Source organism: Nocardia sp. NPDC051981 (assembly GCF_040680715.1).
In the GTDB taxonomy this organism is placed as follows: Bacteria; Actinomycetota; Actinomycetes; order Mycobacteriales; family Mycobacteriaceae; genus Nocardia.
The window spans coordinates 20,012-42,254 of record NZ_JBFAXK010000043.1; the positions used below are offsets into that span (position 1 = coordinate 20,012).

The 22,243-nt window shown below is 68.0% G+C and carries 20 protein-coding genes, 3 tRNA genes and 2 pseudogenes; 13 read left to right on the forward strand and 12 right to left on the reverse strand.

Annotated features, from left to right (window positions below):
- Nucleotides 1–154: 154 nt before the first annotated feature.
- The 4 genes from rpmG to AB0L60_RS40485 form a co-directional block, all read right to left on the reverse strand.
- The gene (rpmG, locus tag AB0L60_RS40470) at nucleotides 155–325 is read right to left on the reverse strand and encodes a 50S ribosomal protein L33 (RefSeq protein WP_029925945.1); all 171 of its coding nucleotides are present in this window, start codon (nucleotides 323–325) and stop codon (nucleotides 155–157) included.
- Between the two features lie 42 nt (nucleotides 326–367).
- Nucleotides 368–440 (reverse strand) — tRNA-Met (locus tag AB0L60_RS40475).
- Nucleotides 441–520: 80 nt separating this feature from the next.
- Nucleotides 521–593: transfer RNA gene (locus tag AB0L60_RS40480), tRNA-Thr, on the reverse strand.
- Between the two features lie 296 nt (nucleotides 594–889).
- Nucleotides 890–974: transfer RNA gene (locus tag AB0L60_RS40485), tRNA-Tyr, on the reverse strand.
- Between the two features lie 138 nt (nucleotides 975–1,112).
- Between AB0L60_RS40485 and AB0L60_RS40490 the strand changes: the two genes are divergently transcribed.
- Entirely contained in the window at nucleotides 1,113–1,604 is a 492-nt protein-coding gene (locus tag AB0L60_RS40490; RefSeq protein ID WP_354850771.1) for a YajQ family cyclic di-GMP-binding protein, read from the forward strand.
- Here the strand turns inward: AB0L60_RS40490 and htpX are convergent.
- Nucleotides 1,601–2,482 carry a zinc metalloprotease HtpX gene (gene htpX, locus AB0L60_RS40495; RefSeq protein ID WP_364625579.1) on the reverse strand — a complete coding sequence of 294 codons (882 nt, stop codon included), beginning with the start codon at nucleotides 2,480–2,482 and terminating at the stop codon, nucleotides 1,601–1,603. The two genes, AB0L60_RS40490 and htpX, sit on opposite strands and share 4 nt — an antisense overlap.
- Nucleotides 2,483–2,590: 108 nt before the next feature.
- Nucleotides 2,591–3,613 (reverse strand): polyprenyl synthetase family protein, encoded by a 1,023-nt coding sequence (locus AB0L60_RS40500; protein WP_354850777.1) that lies wholly within the window; start codon nucleotides 3,611–3,613, stop codon nucleotides 2,591–2,593.
- A 352-nt stretch (nucleotides 3,614–3,965) separates the two neighbouring features.
- On the opposite strand from AB0L60_RS40500, the gene AB0L60_RS40505 reads away from it, so the two are divergent.
- Together AB0L60_RS40505 and AB0L60_RS40510 are read left to right on the forward strand one after the other, a co-directional pair.
- A complete protein-coding gene (locus AB0L60_RS40505) occupies nucleotides 3,966–5,192 on the forward strand; it encodes a geranylgeranyl reductase family protein (protein ID WP_364625627.1) in 1,227 nt (408 codons plus the stop codon).
- Nucleotides 5,189–5,608 (forward strand): AraC family transcriptional regulator, encoded by a 420-nt coding sequence (locus tag AB0L60_RS40510; RefSeq protein WP_364625582.1) that lies wholly within the window; start codon nucleotides 5,189–5,191, stop codon nucleotides 5,606–5,608. The genes AB0L60_RS40505 and AB0L60_RS40510 overlap by 4 nt, the downstream gene beginning before the upstream one ends.
- 24 nt (nucleotides 5,609–5,632) lie before the next feature.
- Here the strand turns inward: AB0L60_RS40510 and AB0L60_RS40515 are convergent, their stop codons facing one another.
- Complete coding sequence (locus AB0L60_RS40515) at nucleotides 5,633–7,276, reverse strand: hypothetical protein (protein WP_364625585.1); 1,644 nt, start codon at nucleotides 7,274–7,276, stop codon at nucleotides 5,633–5,635.
- Nucleotides 7,277–7,499: 223 nt separating this feature from the next.
- Here AB0L60_RS40515 and AB0L60_RS40520 point away from each other — a divergent pair, with 223 nt between their 5' ends.
- A complete protein-coding gene (locus tag AB0L60_RS40520; protein ID WP_364625630.1) occupies nucleotides 7,500–7,943 on the forward strand; it encodes a VOC family protein in 444 nt (147 codons plus the stop codon).
- 52 nt (nucleotides 7,944–7,995) lie between these two features.
- On the opposite strand, the gene AB0L60_RS40525 is transcribed toward AB0L60_RS40520, so the two are convergent.
- Complete coding sequence (locus AB0L60_RS40525; RefSeq protein ID WP_364625588.1) at nucleotides 7,996–8,499, reverse strand: DUF2505 domain-containing protein; 504 nt, start codon at nucleotides 8,497–8,499, stop codon at nucleotides 7,996–7,998.
- Between the two features lie 147 nt (nucleotides 8,500–8,646).
- Here AB0L60_RS40525 and AB0L60_RS40530 point away from each other — a divergent pair, with 147 nt between their 5' ends.
- The 4 genes from AB0L60_RS40530 to AB0L60_RS40545 all read left to right on the forward strand — a co-directional run bounded on the left by AB0L60_RS40530 (nucleotide 8,647) and on the right by AB0L60_RS40545 (nucleotide 15,640).
- The gene (locus tag AB0L60_RS40530; protein ID WP_364625591.1) at nucleotides 8,647–9,090 is read left to right on the forward strand and encodes a DUF3592 domain-containing protein; all 444 of its coding nucleotides are present in this window, start codon (nucleotides 8,647–8,649) and stop codon (nucleotides 9,088–9,090) included.
- Between the two features lie 9 nt (nucleotides 9,091–9,099).
- Entirely contained in the window at nucleotides 9,100–9,813 is a 714-nt protein-coding gene (locus AB0L60_RS40535) for a demethylmenaquinone methyltransferase (protein ID WP_354850793.1), read from the forward strand.
- A 156-nt stretch (nucleotides 9,814–9,969) separates the two neighbouring features.
- A complete protein-coding gene (locus AB0L60_RS40540) occupies nucleotides 9,970–14,433 on the forward strand; it encodes a molybdopterin-dependent oxidoreductase (RefSeq protein ID WP_364625595.1) in 4,464 nt (1,487 codons plus the stop codon).
- Between the two features lie 145 nt (nucleotides 14,434–14,578).
- The gene (locus AB0L60_RS40545; RefSeq protein ID WP_364625598.1) at nucleotides 14,579–15,640 is read left to right on the forward strand and encodes an alpha/beta hydrolase family protein; all 1,062 of its coding nucleotides are present in this window, start codon (nucleotides 14,579–14,581) and stop codon (nucleotides 15,638–15,640) included.
- Nucleotides 15,641–15,644: 4 nt separating this feature from the next.
- Here the strand turns inward: AB0L60_RS40545 and AB0L60_RS40550 are convergent, their stop codons facing one another.
- Nucleotides 15,645–16,679, reverse strand: a complete 1,035-nt coding sequence (locus tag AB0L60_RS40550; RefSeq protein ID WP_364625601.1) for an aldo/keto reductase — start codon at nucleotides 16,677–16,679, stop codon at nucleotides 15,645–15,647.
- An 85-nt stretch (nucleotides 16,680–16,764) separates the two neighbouring features.
- On the opposite strand from AB0L60_RS40550, the gene AB0L60_RS40555 reads away from it, so the two are divergent.
- Entirely contained in the window at nucleotides 16,765–17,592 is an 828-nt protein-coding gene (locus tag AB0L60_RS40555) for a TetR/AcrR family transcriptional regulator (RefSeq protein ID WP_364625604.1), read from the forward strand.
- Here the strand turns inward: AB0L60_RS40555 and AB0L60_RS40560 are convergent.
- Nucleotides 17,505–17,993 (reverse strand): annotated as a pseudogene (locus AB0L60_RS40560) (hypothetical protein); the annotation flags it as partial. The gene AB0L60_RS40555 and the pseudogene AB0L60_RS40560 sit on opposite strands and share 88 nt — an antisense overlap.
- A gap of 57 nt (nucleotides 17,994–18,050) precedes the next feature.
- On the opposite strand from AB0L60_RS40560, the gene AB0L60_RS40565 reads away from it, so the two are divergent.
- On the forward strand, nucleotides 18,051–18,284 hold the full coding sequence (locus AB0L60_RS40565; protein WP_364625607.1) for a hypothetical protein: 234 nt from the start codon (nucleotides 18,051–18,053) through the stop codon (nucleotides 18,282–18,284).
- A gap of 115 nt (nucleotides 18,285–18,399) precedes the next feature.
- Nucleotides 18,400–18,627 carry a hypothetical protein gene (locus tag AB0L60_RS40570; protein WP_364625610.1) on the forward strand — a complete coding sequence of 76 codons (228 nt, stop codon included), beginning with the start codon at nucleotides 18,400–18,402 and terminating at the stop codon, nucleotides 18,625–18,627.
- A 21-nt stretch (nucleotides 18,628–18,648) separates the two neighbouring features.
- Here the strand turns inward: AB0L60_RS40570 and menD are convergent, their stop codons facing one another.
- Nucleotides 18,649–20,283: a 2-succinyl-5-enolpyruvyl-6-hydroxy-3-cyclohexene-1-carboxylic-acid synthase gene (menD, locus tag AB0L60_RS40575; RefSeq protein ID WP_364625613.1), complete on the reverse strand. Its 1,635-nt coding sequence runs from the start codon at nucleotides 20,281–20,283 to the stop codon at nucleotides 18,649–18,651.
- A gap of 88 nt (nucleotides 20,284–20,371) precedes the next feature.
- Here menD and AB0L60_RS40580 point away from each other — a divergent pair, with 88 nt between their 5' ends.
- Nucleotides 20,372–21,199: a siderophore-interacting protein gene (locus tag AB0L60_RS40580; RefSeq protein ID WP_364625616.1), complete on the forward strand. Its 828-nt coding sequence runs from the start codon at nucleotides 20,372–20,374 to the stop codon at nucleotides 21,197–21,199.
- Between the two features lie 132 nt (nucleotides 21,200–21,331).
- Here the strand turns inward: AB0L60_RS40580 and AB0L60_RS40585 are convergent, their stop codons facing one another.
- Nucleotides 21,332–21,778, reverse strand: a complete 447-nt coding sequence (locus AB0L60_RS40585; protein ID WP_364625618.1) for a hypothetical protein — start codon at nucleotides 21,776–21,778, stop codon at nucleotides 21,332–21,334.
- Nucleotides 21,779–22,129: 351 nt separating this feature from the next.
- On the opposite strand from AB0L60_RS40585, the pseudogene AB0L60_RS40590 reads away from it, so the two are divergent.
- A pseudogene (locus AB0L60_RS40590) lies at nucleotides 22,130–22,243 on the forward strand (1,4-dihydroxy-2-naphthoyl-CoA synthase); the annotation flags it as partial.

A 22,243-nucleotide genomic window follows, 5' to 3' on the forward strand; every position in this document is an offset into this window, starting at 1 on the left:
TCCCTATCTGATCCCCGGAGCGGGATCGGGCGAGAGCGCTGAACCACCGCTATATACGCCAAATGCCGGACCGGCGCCACTATCTCTTTCTAAGAGACGGAGTGACTTGCCGATCCGGCACTGTCATCCACGCGGTAGATCGCGCGGGTTTAAGTTAGCGAGACTCGCGGTGCGCCCGGTGGGTACCGCAGTTCGGGCAGAATTTCTTCAGCTCGAGGCGATCCGGGTCATTGCGCCGGTTCTTCTTGGTGATGTAGTTGCGGTGCTTGCACTGCTCGCAGGCCAAGGTGATCTTTGGCCGGATATCAGTGGACTTCGCGGCCACGATTGCCTTCTTTCCGGTCAGCCTGATTGGGATATCAGTATGTAGCGATGGCCGGACTTGAACCGGCGACACAACGATTATGAGTCGTTTGCTCTACCGACTGAGCTACACCGCCATCTGTTGTCGGTACTGACGGCGGGAAGGTCCCGGGTCCTGCAACGAGAAGCCGAGTCGGTCACCACCGGCAATCCGGCGAGCCCCCTAACGGAATCGAACCGTTGACCTTTTCCTTACCATGGAAACGCTCTGCCGACTGAGCTAAGGGGGCGTGTCTGTCTTGCTCCGGTCTCGGCCGGGGCGCTGACGACTTGAACGAGATTACACACATCCTCGCCGACTATCCAAACCGTGTGGTCAGAGGGCATTTTGAAGACTCGTAGGTCCGCGGCCCGGCTCGCTTCCGGACTGCGCTCCGCCTCCCCGCGCTTGGAGCGGGGGAGCGAAGCAGAGGAGGGAAGAATCGAGCTTCCGGCTCCATAGACCCGCGCCTTGGCCGCGGACCCGCCGGAGCGGAGCGGAGGCCAAAAGCACAGAGCCCCGTGGACACTGGTCCACGGGGCTCTCTGGTGGCGGATGAAGGATTTGAACCTCCGAAGCATTACGCGGCTGATTTACAGTCAGCTCCCTTTGGCCGCTCGGGCAATCCGCCGGGGTACGCCTTGCAGCGCTCCAGCAGAATACAACGAACACACGCCCGGAATGCAAACCGGCTGGATACAGCCGTGCCGAAGGGGCTAGCGTCGGCGTGGAACATCCCGAATATCCGAGTCTCGGACAGGAGAAGAGTGTGGCGGATTCGTCGTTCGATGTCGTCAGCAAGATCGATCGCCAGGAGGTGGACAACGCCCTGAACCAGGCCGCCAAGGAGCTGAGCCAGCGCTACGACTTCCGGGGCACCGGGGCGAGCATCGAATGGTCGGGCGAGGAGAAGATCATCCTCAGCGCCGAGTCCGAGGATCGCGTCAAGGCCGCCCTGGATGTGTTCAAGGAGAAGCTGATTCGCCGCGACATCTCGCTCAAGGCGTTCGACGCGGGTGATCCGCAGGCCTCCGGCAAGGTGTACAAGATCACAGGAACCCTGGTGCAGGGCATCACCACGGAGAATGCGAAGAAGATCGCCAAGAAGATCCGTGACGAAGGTCCCAAGGGCGTCAAGGCGCAGATCCAGGGCGAGGAGCTGCGGGTCAGCAGCAAGAGCCGCGACGATCTGCAGGCGGTCATCTCGCTGCTGAAGGGCGGCGACTTCGATATCGCCCTGCAGTTCGTGAACTACCGCTAGTAATTGCGGTTTCCACCAGCCATCTCCTCGAGGCGGGCGATACGGTCCGCCATCGGGGGGTGGGTGGAGAACCAGCGGGCCATCCGATCGCCGTTGCGGAACGGGTTGGCGATCATCAGGTGCGACTGAGCGGTCAGCTGCGGCTCGGGGGGCAGCGGGGCCGCCTGGGTGCCGCGTTCCAGCTTGCGCAGGGCCGAAGCGAGAGCCAGGGGGTCGCCGGTGAGTTCGGCGCCGTCCTGGTCGGCCTGGTACTCCCGGGAGCGGGAAACGGCCAGTTTGATGAGCGAGGCCGCGATCGGGCCCAGCAGCGAAACCAGCAGGATGCCAATGATATTCGGGCCCTCGCCGTCCCGGCTGCCGCCGAAGGCGCCGGCGAAGAAGGCCAGGTTCGCCAGGCCGGAGATGACCGACGCGAGCGCGCCGGCCACCGAGGAGATCAGGATGTCGCGGTTGTAGACGTGCGAGAGTTCGTGGCCCAGCACCGCGCGCAGTTCCCGCTCGTCGAGGATCTGCAGGATGCCGGTGGTGCAGCAGACCGCGGCATTGCGCGGATTGCGGCCGGTGGCAAAGGCATTCGGCGCATTGGTGGGGCTGATGTAGAGGCGCGGCATGGGTTGCCGTGCGGCGGTGGCCAACTCGCGCACGATGCGGTACATGGCCGGGGCTTCCAGCTCCGTCACCGGCTGCGCGTGCATGGCCCGCAACGCCAGCTTGTCGCTGTTGAAGTAGGCGTAGGCGTTCATGCCCACGGCCAGCACGATCGACAGGATCAGGATCGTGGGACTGCGGAACATCGCTCCCGCGAACACGATCAGCGCCGACATCCCTACCAGCAGCCCGAACGTCTTCAGCCCGTTCGCGTACCCGTGCCCATGCATGCTTACCCGCCTCTCCGCGACTCTTGCCGGCAGTTGGGGTGCCTTACACCAGGTCAACGAACTCGAGCCGGGTTGAAGTTCCCAGTTGTTCGACTGATCGGTTTCGGATCAGCCGACGCGTTCGATGGTGTAGCGGACCAGGTGCTCCAGGGCCTCGTTGGCCGGGCCGGCGGGCAGGGCGGAGAGTTCGGCGTGGGCGATGTCGGCGTAGCCGTGCAGCTTCTCCTTGGCCAGCACCAGGCCGCGGGAGCGGGATAGCAGGTACAGGGCCTCGTCGACCTCGGTGTCGGTCTCCAGCGGGCGGGCCAGCAGCTTGCGCAGGCGGTCGCCCTCTGCGCCCTCGTCGCGCAGGGCGTAGAGGACCGGCAGGGTGTGGACGCCCTCGCGCAGGTCGGTGCCGGGGGTCTTGCCGGACTGCTCGGACACCGACGAGATGTCAATAATGTCGTCGGCGATCTGGAAGGCGGTGCCCACCGCGTCGCCGAGGCGTGCCAGCCGCTCCACGTGGTCGCGATCCGCGCCGGAGAAGGTGCCGCCGAAGCGGCCGGCGGCGGCGATCAGCGAACCGGTCTTCTCCCACACCACGCGCAGGTAGTGCTCGACCGGGTCCTGGGACTGCCGGGCGCCGATGGTCTCGCGCATCTGACCGGTGACCAGCTCGGCGAAGGTCTCGGCGATGATGCGGACCGCGTCCGGGCCGAGGGTGGAGACCAGTCGCGAGGCGTGGGCGAACAGGTAGTCGCCGGCCAGGATGGCGACGCTGTTGCCCCAGCGCGAGTTCACGCTGGGCGCGCCGCGGCGCATGGAGGCCTCGTCCATGACGTCGTCGTGGTACAGGGTGGCCAGGTGCACGAGCTCCACCACGGTGCCGGCGGTGACCAGGTCGGGGCTGGTCGGGTCGGGACCCAGCTGACCGGTCAGGATGGTGAACAGGGGACGGAACCGCTTGCCGCCGGCCTTGGCCAGGTGCAGCGCCGCCTCCTGCAGGAACTCCTCGCCGTCGGACAGCTCGGTGATCAGCAGATCCTCGACCTCGATCAGGCCCTTGCGCACGGTCGCCGCGAGCTCGGGATCGCCCAGATCCACCCCCGCGACCACGGTGCTCTCCTCGCTCACAGCTGATGCGCTCATTTCATCTCCCAGTGCCGCGTCCGACCCCACGCCAAAGAACCTAGCGTGTGGACCGATCACCCCCTATGGACACCACCGTAGTGCGACGCACGAAACACTCGCCACGCGAAACGAAACGCCCGCGGGCGAGCGCAGGGCAAATATGCACGACTGGTGATGTGCTGCAAGTATTGACGCCATGCGCTTGCCGGATGACGACCCGAGTATGCCGCGCCTGCAGGTTCGCGGCCCGTCTCGTTCTGGACTGAGCGGAGCGACGGAGCGAAGCGGCGGAGCGGAGGGAGGGAAGAACGAGACCTCCAGGGCCGCGAACCCCGCCCGGAGCGAAGCGGAGGGCAAATCAGACACAGCTCTGCCGGCGCACGCCGAGGTCCTGGTAGTCGGGGCGGGTCCGGCCGGGTCCGCGGCGGCCGCCTGGGCCGCGCGCATGGGCCGGGATGTGCTGCTGACCGATTCCGCGGTGTTCCCGCGCGACAAGACCTGCGGTGACGGGCTGACGCCGCGCGCCACCGCCGAACTCGAGCATCTCGGCCTGGGCGACTGGGTGCGGGCGCACACGGTCAATCGCGGCCTGCGGATGGCCGGGTTCGGGCGGGAGGCGCTGCTGCCCTGGCCGGACGGGTCGTTCCCCACCTACGGAAGCGCTGTTCCGCGAACCGAACTCGACGACAAGCTGCGCGAGACGGCGATCAAGTCGGGCGCGCGGATGGTGGACGGGGCCAAGGTGGTGGAGGTGGCCCGCGAGGGCGACCGGGTCACCGGGGTGACCGTCAAGACCGACGCCGGCCTGCGCGCGGTGTCGTGCGACATCCTGATCGTGGCCGACGGCGTGCGCTCCCCCGTCGGAAAGCTGCTGGGCCGCACCTGGCATCGCCAGTACGCGTACGGGACCGCGGCGCGGGCCTACATCAAGTCCGAGCGCAGTGACGACGAGTGGATCACCTCGCATCTCGAATTGCGGGATGCGAGCGGGGAATTGATTCCCGGATACGGCTGGGTTTTCCCGCTCGGCAATGGCGAGGTGAATATCGGCGTCGGCTCGCTGGCCACCGAAAGGCGTCCGTCGCATATCGCCTTGAAACCGCTACTGCAGCACTATGTTTCGGAGCGCCGCGCGGAGTGGGGATTCGAGGGGGAGGCACGGGCGGTGGCGTCGGCGCTGCTGCCCATGGGCGGCGCGGTGTCGAATCTGGCCGGGCGCAACTGGGCGCTGGTGGGCGACGCGGCCGGGTGCGTGAACCCGCTCAACGGCGAGGGCATCGACTACGGCCTGGAGGGCGGGCACATGCTCGCCGGGATCCTGGACCAGCCCGATCTGACCCATATCTGGCCGGAGCTGCTGCGGAAACGCTACGGCCGCACCTATTCGGTGGCGCGGCGGCTGGCGGGGCTGGCCACCCACCCGCGCACGGTGCCGCTGGGCGGGCCGCCGATGATGCGGTCGAAGCTGTTGCAGCGCACCGCGGTCCGGGTGATGGGCAATCTGGTCACCGACGAGGACGTGGACCTGACCGCCCGGCTGTGGCGGGGCGCGGGCCGGGCCTCCCTGCGTTTCGACAAGATCCAGCCGTTCTCGTGAACGCCCGGCCGGTTCCCGAGGAGCTGCTGCCGCATCTGCGGCGAGCACGGGATCTGGCCGACCGGCACTACGCGGAGCCCTTGTATCTGGACCGCCTGGCGGCGGCCGCGGGGGTGTCGAAGTATCACTTCCTGCGATGTTTCGCGGCGACGTACGGCAAGACGCCCGCGGTGTATCTGGCCGAGCGCCGGATCGAGCGGGCGCAGGATCTGTTGCGCGCCACCAATGTGACGGTGACCGAGGCCTGCATGCTCGTCGGCTACAGCAGTCTCGGGTCGTTCAGCAGCAAATTCACCGAGCTGGTGGGGATGTCGCCCTCGGAGTATCAAGCGAAGTTCGCGGCCGAGGGCGCACCCCATATCCCGGGTTGCTACGTCTTCATGCACGGTCTCTCGGATCGGAAACACACACGATGACGCGAATTCATTCGGGCCACAGCCTCATCGGGACGGCAGGACGTGAATGCCGGTCTTGTCCGTCGAGAGCGCCAGCGAGCTGATGTACTGGATCTCGCCCTCGGGTCCCGGGACCGGCGAGGCGATCATGTCCGGGCGCTCGAATTCCATGCCGGTGACGGCGCAGGTGAGGGTCTCCCCCGAGGGGTTGCCGTGCTCGTCGAACATGGGCAGCTCGATGCCGTCGTGGTCGCGGCGCAGGTAGTACCTGCCCTTGGTGAGGATCGCGGTCAGCGGGGTCGCCAGGAACGAAACCACCACGGCCACAATGGGCGAATACGGCTTCAGGGTCTCACCGAAGATGCCGAAGAAGGTCATGATCGACAGCACCGCCGACAGGCCGAAGCCGGTCAGGCCGATCGGATTGAAGTCGTAGAGCATGCCGCGCCGGAACTCCGGCTGCCTGGGCGAGATCTTCAGCACGTACTTGTTGATCGCGATATCCGTTGCGACGGTGACGATCCAGGCGATGCCGCAGTTGGCGTAGAAGCCGAGGATGTTGTTGAGGAAGTCGAACATGTTGGCTTCCATCAGGATCAGCGCGATGGCCAGGTTCAGGCCGAGGAAGACGATGCGGCCCGGGTAGGTCTTGGTGACGCGGGTGAAGGAGTTGGTCCACGCCAGCGAGCCCGAATACGCATCGGTCACATTGATCTTGATCTGGCTGATGACGACCAGCGCCACGGCCAGGGTCATGGCCAGCCAGGACGGCATCATGTCGCGGTAGATCTCGAGGAACTGGTGCACCGGCTGGTTGGCGATGTCCTGCGCGCCGGGCAGATTCGCGATCAGATAGACCGCCAGGAACAGGCCGACCACCTGCTTGATGGCGCCGAAGAGCACCCAGCCCGGTCCGGCCAGCAGCATCCAGCCCCACCACCTACGGGCGTTCTCCGGGGTCCGGGGCGGCATGAAGCGCAGGTAGTCGATCTGCTCGGCGATCTGGGCGATGAGCGAGAGGCAGACGCCGGCGGCCAGCAGCGCGCCGGACAGGCTCACGCCCTTGCCGTCCTGGCCGCCGTAGGACAGGAAGGTGCCGACCGAGTCCGGGTGGCGGACCAGCAGGAAGCCGAACGGCAGCACCATCAGGATCAGCCACAGCGGGGTGGTCCACACCTGCAGCTTGGCCAGGGTGTTCATGCCGTAGATGACCAGCGGGAAGATCATCACCGTGGACACCAGGTAGCCGATCGGCAGCGGCACGTGCAGGCCGAGTTTCAGGCCCTGCGCCATGATCGAGCCCTCGAGGGCGAAGAAGATGAAGGTGAAGGAGGCGAACACGATGTTCGTCACCACCGACCCGTAGTACCCGAAGCCGCTGCCGCGGGTGATCAGGTCCAGGTCGATGTTGTAGCGCGCCGCGTAGTAGGCCAGCGGGAAACCCGTGAGCATGACCACGATGGCGAAGACGCCGATGCCCAGCAGGGCGTTGCCGGTGCCGTTGGCGATGCCGATGTTCGCGCCGATCGAGAAGTCGGCCAGGTAGGCGATGCCGCCCAGCGCCGAGACACCGACCACCGCCGGACTCCATTTGCGGTAGCTGCGGGGCGCGAACCGCAGCGTGTAATCCTCCAGCGTCTCCTTGGACGCGGCGACCGCATTGGCCGCGGGTGTTTCGACCTGAACCACCGGCACTCCTCGTTCGGGCTCGTCACGAGCTTTTTCCCGATTCGAGGGTGGTCACCGAATGTTGATCTCGGCTTTCCGCTCCATTGCGCGGCCGTTACGGCAGGCTCACCGAGGTTCCGAGTGTGTGAACTCGGCTATCCGGACGCGAATCCGCCCGGCGCGGAAACGCGCAATTTCGGAGAAGCCCGCGCGGCCCGGCCGTCCATAGGCTCGAGGCATGACGATCATCACCAATGTCTCGCTCGTGACCGTGTACGTGACCGATCAGACCGCCGCGAAGCAGTGGTACATCGAGAAGCTGGGTTTCGAGGAGGCCAGCGATGTGACCATGGGCGACAACGGCTTCCGCTGGGTGACCGTGGTGCACCCGAACCATCCGGAGCTGGAGGTCACGCTGATGATCCCGGGTCCCCCACTGGACGACAATCTGGCCGAGGCCATCCGGCGGTCCATGGCCAATGGCACACACGGCGCACTGGGCCTGCGAACCGACAACTGCCAGAAGGCCTTCGAGGAACTCACCGCCAAGGACGTGGAGTTCGTGCAGCCGCCGTCGGAACGCCCCTACGGCGTCGAGGCCATCATCCGCGACAACTCCGGCAACTGGCTGGTCCTCGTCGAACCCCGCGAATTCGATCCGGCCACGGCCCAGTTCGGCCCGGAGTGAAACACCAGCCCCGTGGATGCGGGACCACCCCCGCATCCACGGTGTACCGGGATCAGGCGGTCTGCGCGGCGAACCAGGATTCGACGGATTTGCGCTCGCTGTTCATGACCCGCTTGAGCAGGTTCTCGACCAGCGGTTCGATGGCCCCGCCGACCAGCGGGACCTTCACGTCGATCGTGCCGGTGGCCTCGATCTCGGAACCTTCGGCGGTGGGCCGCAATTCGAACGCGCCCGCCAGCTCGGTGGTGATGCCGCTGGAGCGGCCGCTGAAGCCGCCCTTGGCGACGCCGTCGGTGAGCGCTCCCCAGGTGTCGGTGCGCTCGAGCATGAGCTCGCTCTTGAGGACCTTCTTGACGATGCCGGGAATCTGGTCCTCGGGCGCCTTCTCGGTCATGTGGATCTGGATGGTGCCGGGGCCGTTCGGGTGGGTGAGCTCGAGCGTGGCGGTGGTCGCCCCGGCGAAGCGGGCCTGCCACATCTCGTCGTTGGTCAGTGCCCGGTGAAGCTCTTCGACCGGAACGCTGTACTGCACGGTGAAGCTGAATTTTCGGGACATGGCGAAGACCGTAGCCGAGCGATGGAATAGCCTGCTGAAGTGTCGGAAACTAGCCAGTCTGATAGCGGAGCGCAGCGGAGCGACGATCAGACACAGCGCGCTGAACAGCGGCGGGCGGTTCGATTGCGGCGGGCTCGGATCGGGGTCGTGATCGCCGCGGCCACGGTCAGCTTCCTGGCCATGCTGCTGGTGCTGGCGGCCTGGCGCGACGACCACCTGATCAACTCCGACAAGGGCGTGACCAGCGCCGAAGTCCTCTCGGCGGGCACGCTGCGATCCGCGGTCATCTTCGTGACGCCCGACGGCGAGACGCACAATCCGAAGACCGGGGTGCTGTACCCCACCAGACTGACCGTCGGCGAACGCATCAATGTCGAATACCGGCGCAGTGATCCCGATCTCGTACGCGTGGCGGGTCGCGATGCGCGTGTCGCGATCATCCCGGCACTGTCGGTCATCGTGGTCTCCTGGGCAGTCGCCATCCCCGCGGTGTGGTTCCTCGGCGCATCCCCGACCCGGTGGTTCCGCGGAGCGCGGACGCGGCTCCGCGCCGCCCGGGCGCGATCGTCGCGGGACACCGTCGCCGGTTAGGGTGCGAAGGTGGCGAAAATCAGGCAGCGGGAATCGTTTCGGGCCCAGCTGGACAAGCAGCCGCGCGACGTCGCGTCCATGTTCGACGGTGTCGCCAAGCGGTACGACCTGACCAATTCGGTGATCTCCGTTGGCCAGGACAGGTATTGGCGCTGGGTGACGCGCAAGGCACTGGGCCTGCGACCCGGCGAGCGGGTGCTGGATCTGGCGGCGGGGACCGGTGTCTCCACCGTGGACCTGGCCAAATCGGGCGCGTGGGTGCTCGCCGCGGACTTCTCCCAGGGCATGCTGTCGGCCGGACGTCACCGCAATGTGCCCATGGTCGCCGCCGACGCCATGGCGCTGCCCTTCGCCGACGACTCCTTCGACGCGGTGACCATCGCCTACGGCCTGCGCAATGTGGCCGACCCGGATCTGGCGCTGCGCGAGATGCTGCGCGTCACCAAGCCGGGCGGGCGGCTGGTGGTGGCCGAGTTCTCCACGCCGACCTGGGAACCCTTCCGAACCATCTACATGGAGTACCTGATGCGGGCGCTGCCGCCGCTGGCGCGCGCGGTCTCCAGTAATCCGGACGCCTATGTATATCTGGCCGAGTCGATTCGGGAGTGGCCGAATCAGCCGCAGCTGGCGCTGCGGATCGCCGACGCCGGATGGTCCTCGGTGCAGTGGCGCAATCTCTCGGGCGGGGCCGTGGCCCTGCACCGGGCGTACAAGCTGGGCTGAGCGGAAAACCGAGTCCGGAACGCTGACCTGTGGCGTTGCTCACGGCAGCGCCCCGACCTGGCCTCACAGTCGCGGAAAACGGCTGTGAGGTGGATTGTCATCTGGCGATAACGTTCGGTAAATCCGCCGCAACCCGGGGTGGCTTAACTCGGAACCATGCCGGAACAGCCGACGCCCTCGACGAGCACCCGGACCGCGTGCTCGTACTGCGGGGTGGGCTGCGGCATCACCGTCGAAACCAAGCCCGGCGCACGCGGACTGCCCGTGATCGCCAAGGTGAAGGGCGACAAGGACCACCCGGTCAATGCCGGGCGGCTGTGCACCAAGGGCAATACGCACGCCGAACTGATGGCCGCGCCCGGCCGCATGGAGACCGCCTACCGCCGGCCCGAACGCGGCCAGCCGCCGGTGCCCATGCCCGTCGACGAGGCGATTCACGAAGCCGCACAGCGGCTTCGCGTGATTCTCGACACAGACGGACCGGACGCCATCGCCCTCTACGTGTCCGGCCAGCTGTCGATCGAGGCCCAGTACCTGGCCACCAAGCTCGCCAAGGGCCACCTGCGCACCGTGCACATGGAGGCCAATTCGCGGCTGTGCATGGCCAGCGCGGCCGGCGGGTACAAGTTGTCGCTGGGCGCGGACGGGCCGCCCGGGTCCTACGACGACCTCGATCACGCCGACCTGTTCTTCGTCATCGGCGCGAACATGGCCGACTGCCACCCCATCCTGTTCCTGCGCATGGCCGACCGGCTCAAGGCGGGCGCCAAGCTGATCGTGGTGGATCCACGGCGCACCGACACCGCGGCGCGCGCCGACCTGTTCCTGCAGATCAAGCCGGGCACGGATCTGGCGCTGCTGAACGGGCTGCTGCACCTGCTGGTCGAGAACGGCGACATCGACGCAGAATTCATCGCCGAGCACACCGAGAACTGGGCGGGCATGCCCGAGTTCCTGGCCGCCTACACCCCGTCGATGGTGTCCGAGGAGACCGGCATCCCCGAGGCCGACATCCGCACCGCCGCCGCCTGGATCGGCGCGGCGGGCGAATGGATGTCGCTGTGGACCATGGGCATCAACCAGTCCACGCACGGCACCTGGGCCAGTAACGCCATCATCAACCTGCACCTGGCCACCGGAGCCATCTGCCGCACCGGCAGCGGGCCGTTCTCGCTCACCGGGCAGCCCAATGCCATGGGCGGGCGCGAAATGGGTTACATGGGACCGGGATTGCCCGGCCAGCGCAGCGTGCTCGCCGACGCCGACCGGGCCTTCGTGGAGGCCGAATGGGGGCTGGCGCCGGGCACCATTCGCGCCGAGGCCGGGCCCGGCTCCATCGAGATGTTCCGCGGACTGGCCGACGGCAAGATCAAAGCCTGCTGGATCATGTGCAGCAATCCCGTTGCCTCCATGGCGAATCGGCGCACCGTCATCGCCGGGCTGGAGGCCGCCGAGCTGGTGATCGCCCAGGACGTGTTCACCGACACCGCCACCAACGCCTACGCCGACCTGCTGCTGCCCGCCACCCTGTGGGCCGAGGCCGATGGGGTGCAGGTGAACTCGGAACGCAACCTGACCCTGCTGCAGCAGTCGGTGGAACCGATCGGCGACGCGCGCCCGGACTGGCAGCTCATCGCGCAGGTCGCGACGGCACTCGGCTTCCCCGGGTTCGAGTACGCCTCCAGCGCCGAGATCTTCGACGAGATCCGGCGGTTCGCCAATCCGGCCACCGGCTACGACCTGCGCGGCATCGACTACGACGCGCTGCGGGCCGGGCCCGCGCAGTGGCCGTGCGCCGATCCGGCCCAGCGCCGCAACCCGATTCGCTATCTCAACGACGGGGTCAGCCAGACCCGGCACACCGACGAGCACGGGCACACCCCGCGACTGGCGTTCGCCACACCCAGCCGCAAGGCCGTGTTCTGGGCACGCCCGCACCTGCTGCCCGACGAGATGCCGGACGAGGATCACCCCTTCGTGCTCAATACCGGCCGCCTGCAACACCAGTGGCACACCATGACCAAGACCGGGAAGGTGGCGAAACTGACCATGCTCAATGGCAAGCCCTTCCTGGAAATCCACCCCGAGGACGCCGCCCGCCTCGAGGTGCGCGCGGGCGACGAGCTCGAAATCACCTCCCGCCGCGGCCGCGCCGTGCTGCCCGTCCAGGTGAGCGACCGCGTCCTCCCCGGCACCTGCTTCGCCCCGTTCCACTGGAACGACGAGCAGGGCGAATACCTGACCATCAATGCCGTCACCAACGACGCGGTCGACCCGATCTCCCTGCAACCGGAGTTCAAGGCCTGCGCGGTCCGGCTGCGGAAGGTGGCGGCCCTCTATTCGGCCGGGGCGGGTAATGGCTCCGGCCCCACCGGTTCGGTGCCGACGGGTTTCGGCGCGCCGTTCATCGCGGGCTCCGGGGAACCCGACCGGTCGGCTGCTGCCGCCCCCGGCGCCGCGGGCGGACCGCATCCCCTGGCGCTCATGCTCGGGTTGGAGACCGGCGTCGCACCGACGCTGACCGAGACCGAACGCATCTATCTCGGTGGATATCTGGCGGCGCTGCAGAGCCTGCCGGTCAGTGGCGTCCCGGTGCTGCCCGCGACCGCGCCGATCTCGGAGCGCGGCCGGGTGTGGATCGACGGACTGCTGGGCGGGATGTATTCGCGTGGGGCGCAGCACCACTCACCGGCGCTCGACAGTGCCGTGGACAGCAGCGCGTCGCACGGCCCGTCGGACACCGCGGGTGCGGCCACGCCCGCGGCGACACGCACCGTGACCGTGCTGTGGGCGTCGCAGACCGGGACGGCGGAGGAACTCGCCGCCGCCCTGGCGACCTATCTGGCCGATTCGGGATTCGCGCCGCGCCTGCTGGACATGGATTCCGCCGACGTGTCCGACCTGACAGGTGATGTGCTGGTCATCAGCAGCACCTTCGGCGACGGCGGCCCGCCGGACAATGGCGCGGACTTCTGGGAACGCCTGAACGACAGCGCGATCCGGCTGACCGGCATGCGGTACGCGGTCTTCGCGCTGGGCGATTCCTCGTACGACGACTTCTGTGGCCACGGCCGCAAGCTGGACGAACTGTTCGAGAAGCGCGGAGCCACGCGCCTGCTGCCGCGCGTCGACAGCGAACCCGATCACGAGGACCTGTCCGCGGCCTGGTTCGCCGCCGTGGCCGATGGTCTCGCCACGTCCGCCGACAACGCTGCCGGACCGGATGGTTCGGGACCGGATGATCGATCCGCCGGCGGAGCCGGTGCCGCACCGGGCCGAGCCAGCAAGGTCGACCGGTCGCGCGGCGGCACCGGATTCGGCGGGCCCGCAGCGGGCGCCCAGGGTTCGGACGGCCCGGCCGCCGGGCCCAGCGATGTGCCGCCGGGGTGGGGCTTCCCGGGCTTCGGGCCGAATTCCATTCCCCTGGGCGGTGATGGCCGACGCGGTACCGTCCTCGCGCCGGGGCGGCGGACACGCACGACCACAGCCGTGCCCTTCACGCGGAATTCGCCTGTGCTGGCGACACTGGTTCGCAATGAGTTGCTTTCACGGGATGGCTCCGGGAAAGAGGTGCGGCAGTTCGGGTTCGATCTCAGTGATCCGGAGGCCACCTACGAGGTCGGGGATTCGCTCGGAGTGCGGCCCGCGAATTGTGAAGCGCTGGTGGCGGAGTGGCTGGCGGTGACCGCACTGGAGGGGTGGCGGCTCATCGACGTCGAGGACGGCGAGCTGGCGCTGGCGGAGGCGCTGCGGACGCACTACGACATCACCCGGGTGAGCGCCGATCTGCTGTCGTTCGTGGCCGAGCACAATGCCAGCCCGCGGCTGGCCAAGCTGCTGCGCCGGGACAATCGCAATGAGCTGGACAGGTATCTGTGGGATCGGCAGGCGGTGGACGTGCTGCGCGACTTCCCGGTGCGGGCCGATCTGGTGGAGTGGCTGAGCACGCTGAAAAAGCTGCAACCGCGCCAGTATTCGATCTCGTCGAGTCCGCTGGTGAGTCCGCGCGAGGTGCAGCTGACGGTCGGCGTGGTGCGCTACGGCGATCCGGCGGCCACTGGTTCGGCGGCCCGGCGCGGCGGGGTGAGCTCCACGTTCCTGGCCGACCGCGCCCACGCGGAGGTGCCGATCTTCCTGCAGCGGGCGCCGCATTTCCGGCCGCCGCTGGATCCGAACGCGCCGATGATCATGGTCGGTCCGGGTACGGGCATCGCGCCGTTCCGCGGTTTCCTCCAGGAGCGCCGCGCCCTCGGCTGCCGGGGCCGCAATTGGCTGTTCTTCGGCGATCAGCACGCCGAGGACAATTTCTATTACCGCGCCGAACTCGAGGACATGTTCCGTTCGGGATTCCTGACCCGGCTGGATCTGGCGTTCTCCCGGGATCAGCGCGAGCGGATCTATGTGCAGCACCGGATGATCGAGCACGGCGCGGAATTGTGGGCGTGGTTGCGCGAGGGCGGTCATTTCTATGTGTGCGGTGACGCCGCGCGCATGGCCAAGGATGTGGACGACACCCTGCTGAAGATTGCCCGCATTCACGGCAAACTGAGCGAGGACGGCGCGCTGGCGTTCAAGAAACAACTGGTGGCCGAGAAGCGCTACCTGCGCGACGTGTACTGATCCGGTCGCCCGCCCGCGGCATCGGTCCGCCCATTCCGGTCTCCGCAAATGTGAAACTGTGGTATTTGTAACTCGCCTGTCCAGGCTCATGCGGATGGGCGGGCCGTCACCGGGGCGGCTGCCAGGAACGCTGAGGGCAGGTGCCTTGAACCGTCGGATCAGTCGAGTCACCGCGCGATTGACGGTGGCGGTGCTCGCGACCGTCGCCGCACTGGGCCTGTCGAGCGCCGTGCCCGCCGCCGCGGACGATCCCACCGCACCCGGCGTCTCGGTCCCGGACATGAAGACCGACGACGGCTCCTTCATCCAGAGCGTGGGCGTCACCGACGACCGCCACGTCACCTTCACCGTCTACTCCGCCGCCATGAACCAGACCTTCCCGGTCGACGTGCTGCGCCCGGCGGACACCTCCGAGCCGCGCCCCACCCTCTACCTCCTCAATGGCGCCGGCGGCGGCGAGGACGCCGCGACTTGGCAATTGCGCACCGACGCACTGGATTTCCTGAGCGACAAGAACATCAATGTCGTGCAGATCATCGGCGGCAGATTCAGCTGGTACACCGACTGGCTCCAGCCCGACCGCGCGCTGGGGGTCAACAAATGGTCCACCTATCTGGGCAAGGAATTGCCGCCGTTGATGACGGCCGCACTGACCAGCAGTGGCAACAATGCCATCGCCGGTATCTCGATGGCCGGTCTGCCCGTACTGAATTCGGTCATCTTCAATCCCGGGCTGTTCCGTAGCGCGGCCGTGTACAGCGGTTTCTTCCAGACCATCACGCCGATGGCCCGGGAGGCCATCAAGATGGTCACCGAGCTCTACGGCGGTGGCAAGGTCGAGAACATGTGGGGCCCCGAGGGCGGTCCACTGTGGGTGGCCAACGACCCCACCCTCAATGCCGAGAAACTGCGCGGCACCAACCTTTTCATCTCCACCGGCAACGGCATCCCGGGCGCCTTCGACATGCCCGGCGCGCGCGGCCGGATGGAAGCGCCCGCGGACACTCCCAAGACCGTGGCGCTGGGCTCCCTCATCGAGGCGAATTGCGAACTGTCCTCGGCGATTCTGCAGAAACGCCTGGAATCCCTGAACATTCCGGCGACATTCGAGTTCCGCAGCAGCGGCACCCACATCTGGGGATACTGGCAGGACGACCTGAAGACCTCCTGGCCGGTGCTCGCGCAGGGACTCTTCCCGAACCCGTGAACCCTTACACCGCCGGCGGATTGAGCCGGGCGAAGTCCGGCAGCCGGTAGTACGGGTAATAGGGATAGGGCGGGGTCACCGCGCTCGCCTTGTCCAGCCGGGCGAGCTGGTCAGCCTCGAGACTCCAGCCGACCGCGCCGAGATTCTGGCGCAGCTGTTCCTCATTGCGCGCGCCCACGATGACCGTGGCCACGCTCGGCCGGCGCAGCAGCCAGTTCAGGGCGATCTGCGGGACCGTGCGGCCGGTTTCGGCGGCGATCTCATCGAGGACGTCCACGACGTCGTAGAGCAGTTCGTCGCGCACCGGCGGGCCCGCCTCAGCGGTGGTGTGCAGGCGGCTGCCGGCCGGAAGCGGTTGTCCGCGACGGATTCTGCCGGTGAGGCGGCCCCAGCCGAGCGGGCTCCAGACCACCGCGCCCACCCCCTGATCCAGGCCGAGCGGCATCAGTTCCCACTCGTAATCGCGGCCGACCAGGGAGTAGTAGACCTGGTGCGCGACATAGCGCGGGAAGCCGTACCGGTCCGCCGCGGCAAGGGATTTCATGAGTTGCCAGCCCGCGAAATTGGAGGCGCCGACATAGCGGATCTTGCCGGAGCGCACCAGCTCGTCGAGCGCCGCCAGCACCTCCTCGACCGGCGTGCCCGCGTCGAAGGCGTGCAGCTGGAACAGGTCGAGGTGGTCGGTACCGAGCCGCCGCAGTGAGCCCTCGACCGCCGAGATCAGCCGGGCGCGACCGGATCCGGCGTCGAACGGGCCGGGACCGATGGGCAGCGAGGCCTTGGTGGAGAGCAGCAGCTGCTCGCGGCGACCCCGGATCGCCTCGCCCAGCACCTCTTCCGAGGCGCCGTCCGAGTAGACATCGGCGGTGTCGAACAGGGTGACGCCCGCGTCCAGGCTGATGTCCACCAGGCGGCGGGCCTGCCGGGCGTCGGTATCGCCCCAGGCGGAGAAGAGTTCGCCGCGACCGCCGAAGGTGCCCGCGCCGAAGCTCAATGCCGGAACCAGCAGACCCGAGGCACCGAGCCGACGATATTCCATGACCACCACTCCTAACGGAACTACAGTTTCATTAACTTGCCTGACGCTACACTCGCCTGGCCGCAAATGGAACTGGAGAACCGTTATGAGCCGCGACATACGCGCAGAGGGCAGCGAGACGTACACAGCGGACCAGGCCGACCCGACCCCCGGCTCGGTCCGCCCGGGCGGGCGCACCGCCCGCGTCCGCGAGTCCGTGCTGCGCGCCGCCGGCGACCTGCTCGCCGAACGCGGCTTCGCCACCCTTGATCTGGCCGAGGTGGCCGCACTCGCCGAGGTCGGCAAGACCACCGTCTACCGCCGCTGGCGCACCCCGGCGGGACTGGTCGCCGACCTGCTGGCCGACATGGCCGAAACCTCACTCCCCCACAGCGATACCGGCAGCCTGCGCGGGGACCTGCTCGCCAATGCGCGGCTGGTCGGGAAGACGCTCACCGATGCCCGGCAGGGCCGCCTCTTCCGGGCCGTCATCGCCGCCGCCACCAGCGACGACACTGCCGCCGCGGCCCTGCGCGCCTTCTACGACACCCGGCTGACCGAATGGTCCCCCTGCGTCGAGGCGGCCGTCGCGCGCGGCGAGGTCCCACCCGGAACCGACCCGCGCGCAGTGCTTTCCGCCGTCTCGGCCCCGCTCTACTACCGTCTGCTGGTCAGCGGGGATCCGGTCGACGAGAGGGCCGTCGACGCCGCCGCCGAGGCCGCCGCACTGGCCGCGGAGCAGGGCGTATTCGCCCCGCGCGGTCAGTCCGCCGTCCAGGCCGGATCGCGGCCGGTCAATCCGACCACGCGATCGACGAGCGGCGCCTCGGCCGGGGTATCGACAACCGGCCCGAAGAGCCTGGGCACCACTGCCCGCGGAGTATCACGGAGGAAGCCGAGCAGCACCGCCAGATCCGACTCCGCCGGGGCATAAGGCTGTCCGACCGCCCGGGCCAGGTCCCAGCCATGGATCACCAACTCGTCCAGAGCGAAGAACGCCATCTGCGGGGCAGGCGCGAGCACATCGCCGACCTCGGTGTCGCCTACCCGGGCCACCGGTTCGCGCCAGGCGGCCACGAGAGCCTTCAATTGCGCCGGAATGCGGTCGTGCCAATCCTCGGGGAGCGATCCGGTCCCCGGCGCCGGCGGCCGATCATCTCCTTGGTCGCGCCCTGCCGGAAGCCCTCGGTGAAGCCCAGCACATGAACGAGCATGTCGCGCACGGTGATCTCGGACGGCGTGCGGCGGTCGAAGTCGGCCTCGGAGACAGCGGCGACGACCGCCTCCACCGCGCGCGCGGCGGCTTCGGAATGTGCTTGCAGCGCTGCGCCGCAACCGGTTCGTTAGGCGGTATCAGCGGCGAAAGCCGCTGGTAGGGAGGAGAATTGATAGATGAAAGGTGATCGCGTGGAGATCGTCGTCGACACCGGCGACGGATCTCGGAACTACGAAATCATGGCGACCAGAGCGGGCCGCCGCATCGAGACCCGCATTGCGCGGGGAATCGTGGAGGTCAGCGAGGTGACTCGGACCGGCGGGCCGGTCCGCACCGCCCGGTTCATGGCGGGCCGGGTACTGGCCCTGGTCGAGTACCCCGCCGACGACGCGGCGCTGCCCGGCGAGTGAAGGGCGGACCGGTTGCCCGAACGAGATGAGGACGGGTTGCCGAGCTGGTGAAACGGGAGCATTCTCGAAGTGCCCGACTGCACGGCCCGCCCACCCCGGCAGAGAGGAGCAAGCGATGATCGATCGCATCGACGCAGTGCCCGAGGCCGACTATGTAGAGCAGAGCACCCCCGCCAATCCGCTGGACGAGGAGAACCCCGAGGTGCTCGAATCGGACTCCGAGATCACATCACTGCCCGCCGGAGATAGTGGCTGGACCGCCTCCGAGGGGGATCTGGTCGAGCAGGCGATCCCCGTTCCCATGGACGACGACTACGAATCGGACGCCGGCAGCGAGTACTGACCGGCGCCCTTCGCGCCCAAGCTAATTCGACACGCCCGCCCGCACGGTAGCGTGCAGCTCCCGCAGGCCCGACCGCTCGGTCGCGACCTCCAGGACCCGAACGCCGTGTGCGTTGCGGGTCAGTTCGATAGCCAGCTGTGCGGGGGCGACCTGGCGGTGTGGAATGCGGTAGGCGGCGCACAGCGCGGCCAGGTTCATGCCGTGGGGGGTGCCGAAGACCCGCTCGAACACGCCCGCGTACTGCGGATCGCCCTGTTCGAGCAGTTCGAAGATGCCGCCGCCGTCGTCATTGGCGACCACGATGGTGAGGTCCTCCGGCCGCGGCTCGCCCGGGCCGATGAGCAGGCCGGACGCGTCGTGCAGGAAGGTCAGGTCGCCCATGAGCGCGACGGTGCGGCCCGGGTGGGTGAGGGCCGCGCCGACCGCCGCCGAGACGGTGCCGTCGATGCCGGCCACGCCGCGGTTGGACAGCACCCGCACGCCGGGCCGCGGCGCGGAGACCAGCGCGGCGTCACGCACCGGGTTCGAGGCGCCGAGCAGCAGCTGGTCGCCGTCGCGCAGGGCGTCCATCACCACGGCCGCGACATGCAAACCGGTCGGCTTCGGGTGTCCGGCCAGCTCCGCGCGCACCACGGTGACGGCCTTCTCGTTCAGATCCCGGCACAGCTCCAGCCACTCCGGCCGCGGCGCGCCGTGGATGACAGCGCGGGTGCCGGTGCCCACCACATTGCCGGACACATCGGGCCAGCGCGGGCCGGTGGTCAGCGCGTACACCGTGATCTCCGGGTCCGACAGCACCCGCGACACCTGCCGGTGCAGGGTGGGCCGGCCGGTGATGATCGCCTGCCGGGGCTGCAGCAGCGGCAGCGCCAGCGGATGCAGCGCCGGGCCGTGCATGGGCGCGGTGGGTTCGGCGACCGTGGGCAGGGCCGCGAGTTCGGGGCGATGGCCCGCGCCGTGACCGGAGATGACCAGGGTGTCCGGCGTCAGGTCGATGTCCAGCGGGACGTCGAGGGTCGCGTATTGCGTTGCGGTCCATGGCTCTTCGTGTGGCCGGCCCGGAGGTAGCGAGTCACCGGCGGCCAGGTCGGGCACCAGCGGTTCACGCAGCGGAATGTCGAAGTGCACCGGCCCGGCATTGCCGGAGCGGGAGCCGCGGGCGGCGGCCAGCACGCGGCAGACCGCGGAGCGCCACACGCTGTTCTGCTTCGAATACAGATCGTCGCCGGGCTCGGACTCGGCCAGCCCCAGGCTGATGGCGGCGCGCACCTGGCTGCCGAACAGACCGAACTGCTCGACGGTCTGGTTCGCCCCGGTGCCGAGCATCTCGTACGGGCGGTTGGCACTCAGCACGATCAGCGGGATGCGGGCGTAGTTCGCTTCGAGGACGGCCGGGCCCAGATTGGCCACCGCGGTGCCGGAGGTCATGACGACTGGCACCGGGCGACCGCTGGCGGCGGCCAGGCCGACGGCCAGGAAGCCCGCGGAACGCTCGTCGATGCGCATGTGCAGCCGGATCCGCCCGGCCTGGTCGGCCGCCTGCAACGCGAAAGCCAGCGGCGCATTTCGCGACCCGGGGCACAGGACGACATCCCGCACTCCGCCGCGCGCGAGCTCGTCGACGACGACGTGCGCCTGGGCTGTCGAAGGATTCACACCTCCAGCCTCTCAGACAGCCGCCCGTCCCGCTCCGTCGGCCCGCTCACACCTGCGTTATTAAGTTAGGGTTTGCTAACCTAAGCCAATGGCGAAGCGCAGCAAGCATGTCAAGCCCGAGCACCGCGAGATCCTCACCGCGGAGGTCCTGGCCGGCAAACGGATCAGCCCCCATTTCGTCCGCGTCACCCTCGGCGGACCGGGCCTGGCCGGATTCACCGCCATGGGCTACGACCAGTGGTTCCGGCTGTTCATGCCCGGACGCGACGGCAACCTGCGGCTGCCCACCTCCGCCAGCAACCTCGGCTGGTTCGCGCAGTACCTGATGATGGGCAAGGAACACCGTCCGCTGGCGCGCAACTACACGGTGCGGGATTACCGAGCGGCCGGTTTCGGGGAGTTCGGCAGCACGGCCGAGATCGACATCGATTTCGTCTCACACGGTGACGACAGCCCCGCCTCCGCGTGGGCCAACAGCGCCACACCGGGCTGCCAGGTCGGACTACTGGACGAGGGCATCACCTATCAGGCTCCCGGCCACAGTGATTGGACACTGCTGGTGGGTGACGAGAGCGCGCTGCCCGGCATCGCGGGCGTGCTGCGATCGCTGCCGCGGGACGCCAGGGGCGCGGCGTATCTCGAGCTTCCGTCCGCCGAGGACCGGCAGGAACTGGGCGAACCCGAAGGCGTGCAGGTGAACTGGCTGGTCCGCACGGATCCGCACGGCGAGATCGGCGCACTGGCGGCGGAGGCCGTGCGCGGGGCGGAGCTGCCCGGCGCGGGCGTCTACGCCTTCGTCGCGGGTGAGCAGAAGCTGGCCGCGGGCGTGCGGCGGCATTTGGCGCAGGAGCGCGAAATCCCCAAGACGGACATCACTTTCACCGGCTACTGGCGAATGGGCAAGTCCCAGGGCTGAACCGGCACACGGAGCCGGAAAAAGGCGAGTGCCCCCGAACCACCTCGGCGGGCATTCGCTGTCCACGGGCGGCAGCACCGCGGACCGTGACTGTTCGCGGCCCCTCGCCGGGCCGCGAACCGGTCGGCCTAATTAACCAGCGTGCTTCTGCACCAGGTCACCCAGGCGCGGAAGGGCCTCGGCGACATGCTTCTTCGCCGACGAACGCATGGAGTTGTAGACCTTGGTCAGCGCCGGGCGCGACGACGCCTCGGCCCGAGCGTCGGTCACCGACAGCAGCGCGTCGGCCACCTCGTCCTGCTTGGCGACCAGCAGATCGGCGAACGACCCGGCGCCACCGTTCTTGTACTCCGCCCAGAACGGCTCCAGCTGCTCGACGAACTTGGGCGCGAAGGACTCCAGCGCGTCACTCACGATCGAGGGGCTGACCTTCTTGATCGCGGCGTAGCCGCCCTTGACGACCAGGCCCGACGCGCCGCCCTTGTCCGACACCTCCTCGTCCAGAACCTTCTCCGCGTCGGCGATGAAGGCCGGACGCTTGGCGTCATCGAGCAGGGATTCAGACAGTGCTGCAACCACTTTCAGGTTCCTCCGGATAGTTTTTCGATGAACGAGCGCACGCAACTATACGCATCGGTGTCCCCGCACACACGATGCCAATGCGCTGCTACTGCCTCAGCAGCAACAGCACTGTAAGCCCTCCGCAATCGATTGGCAGCGTTTCACTTTCGGTTACCGATCGGTCGGAGTTCTCTCCGCACCAATGGCAAGCGTCCGATCGAGCCCCGGACAACCCCGCCCGCTAACAATCAGCGCGCTTGTCGGATGGCCGAATTCCGCCGCCGGTATTCCGGGGTGACGCGCAGAACACGGCGCCGAACTGCGGTGGGTCTGCACCACGCCGGGAACCGGAACAGTATGTTCACTCCCGTGACCTTCAATGCGACGCTGTGGCGGCCCGTCCCGGGATTCGAGAACCTCACCGACATCACGTATCACCGGCACGTCGAGCAGGGCACGGTGCGGATCGCCTTCGATCGCCCC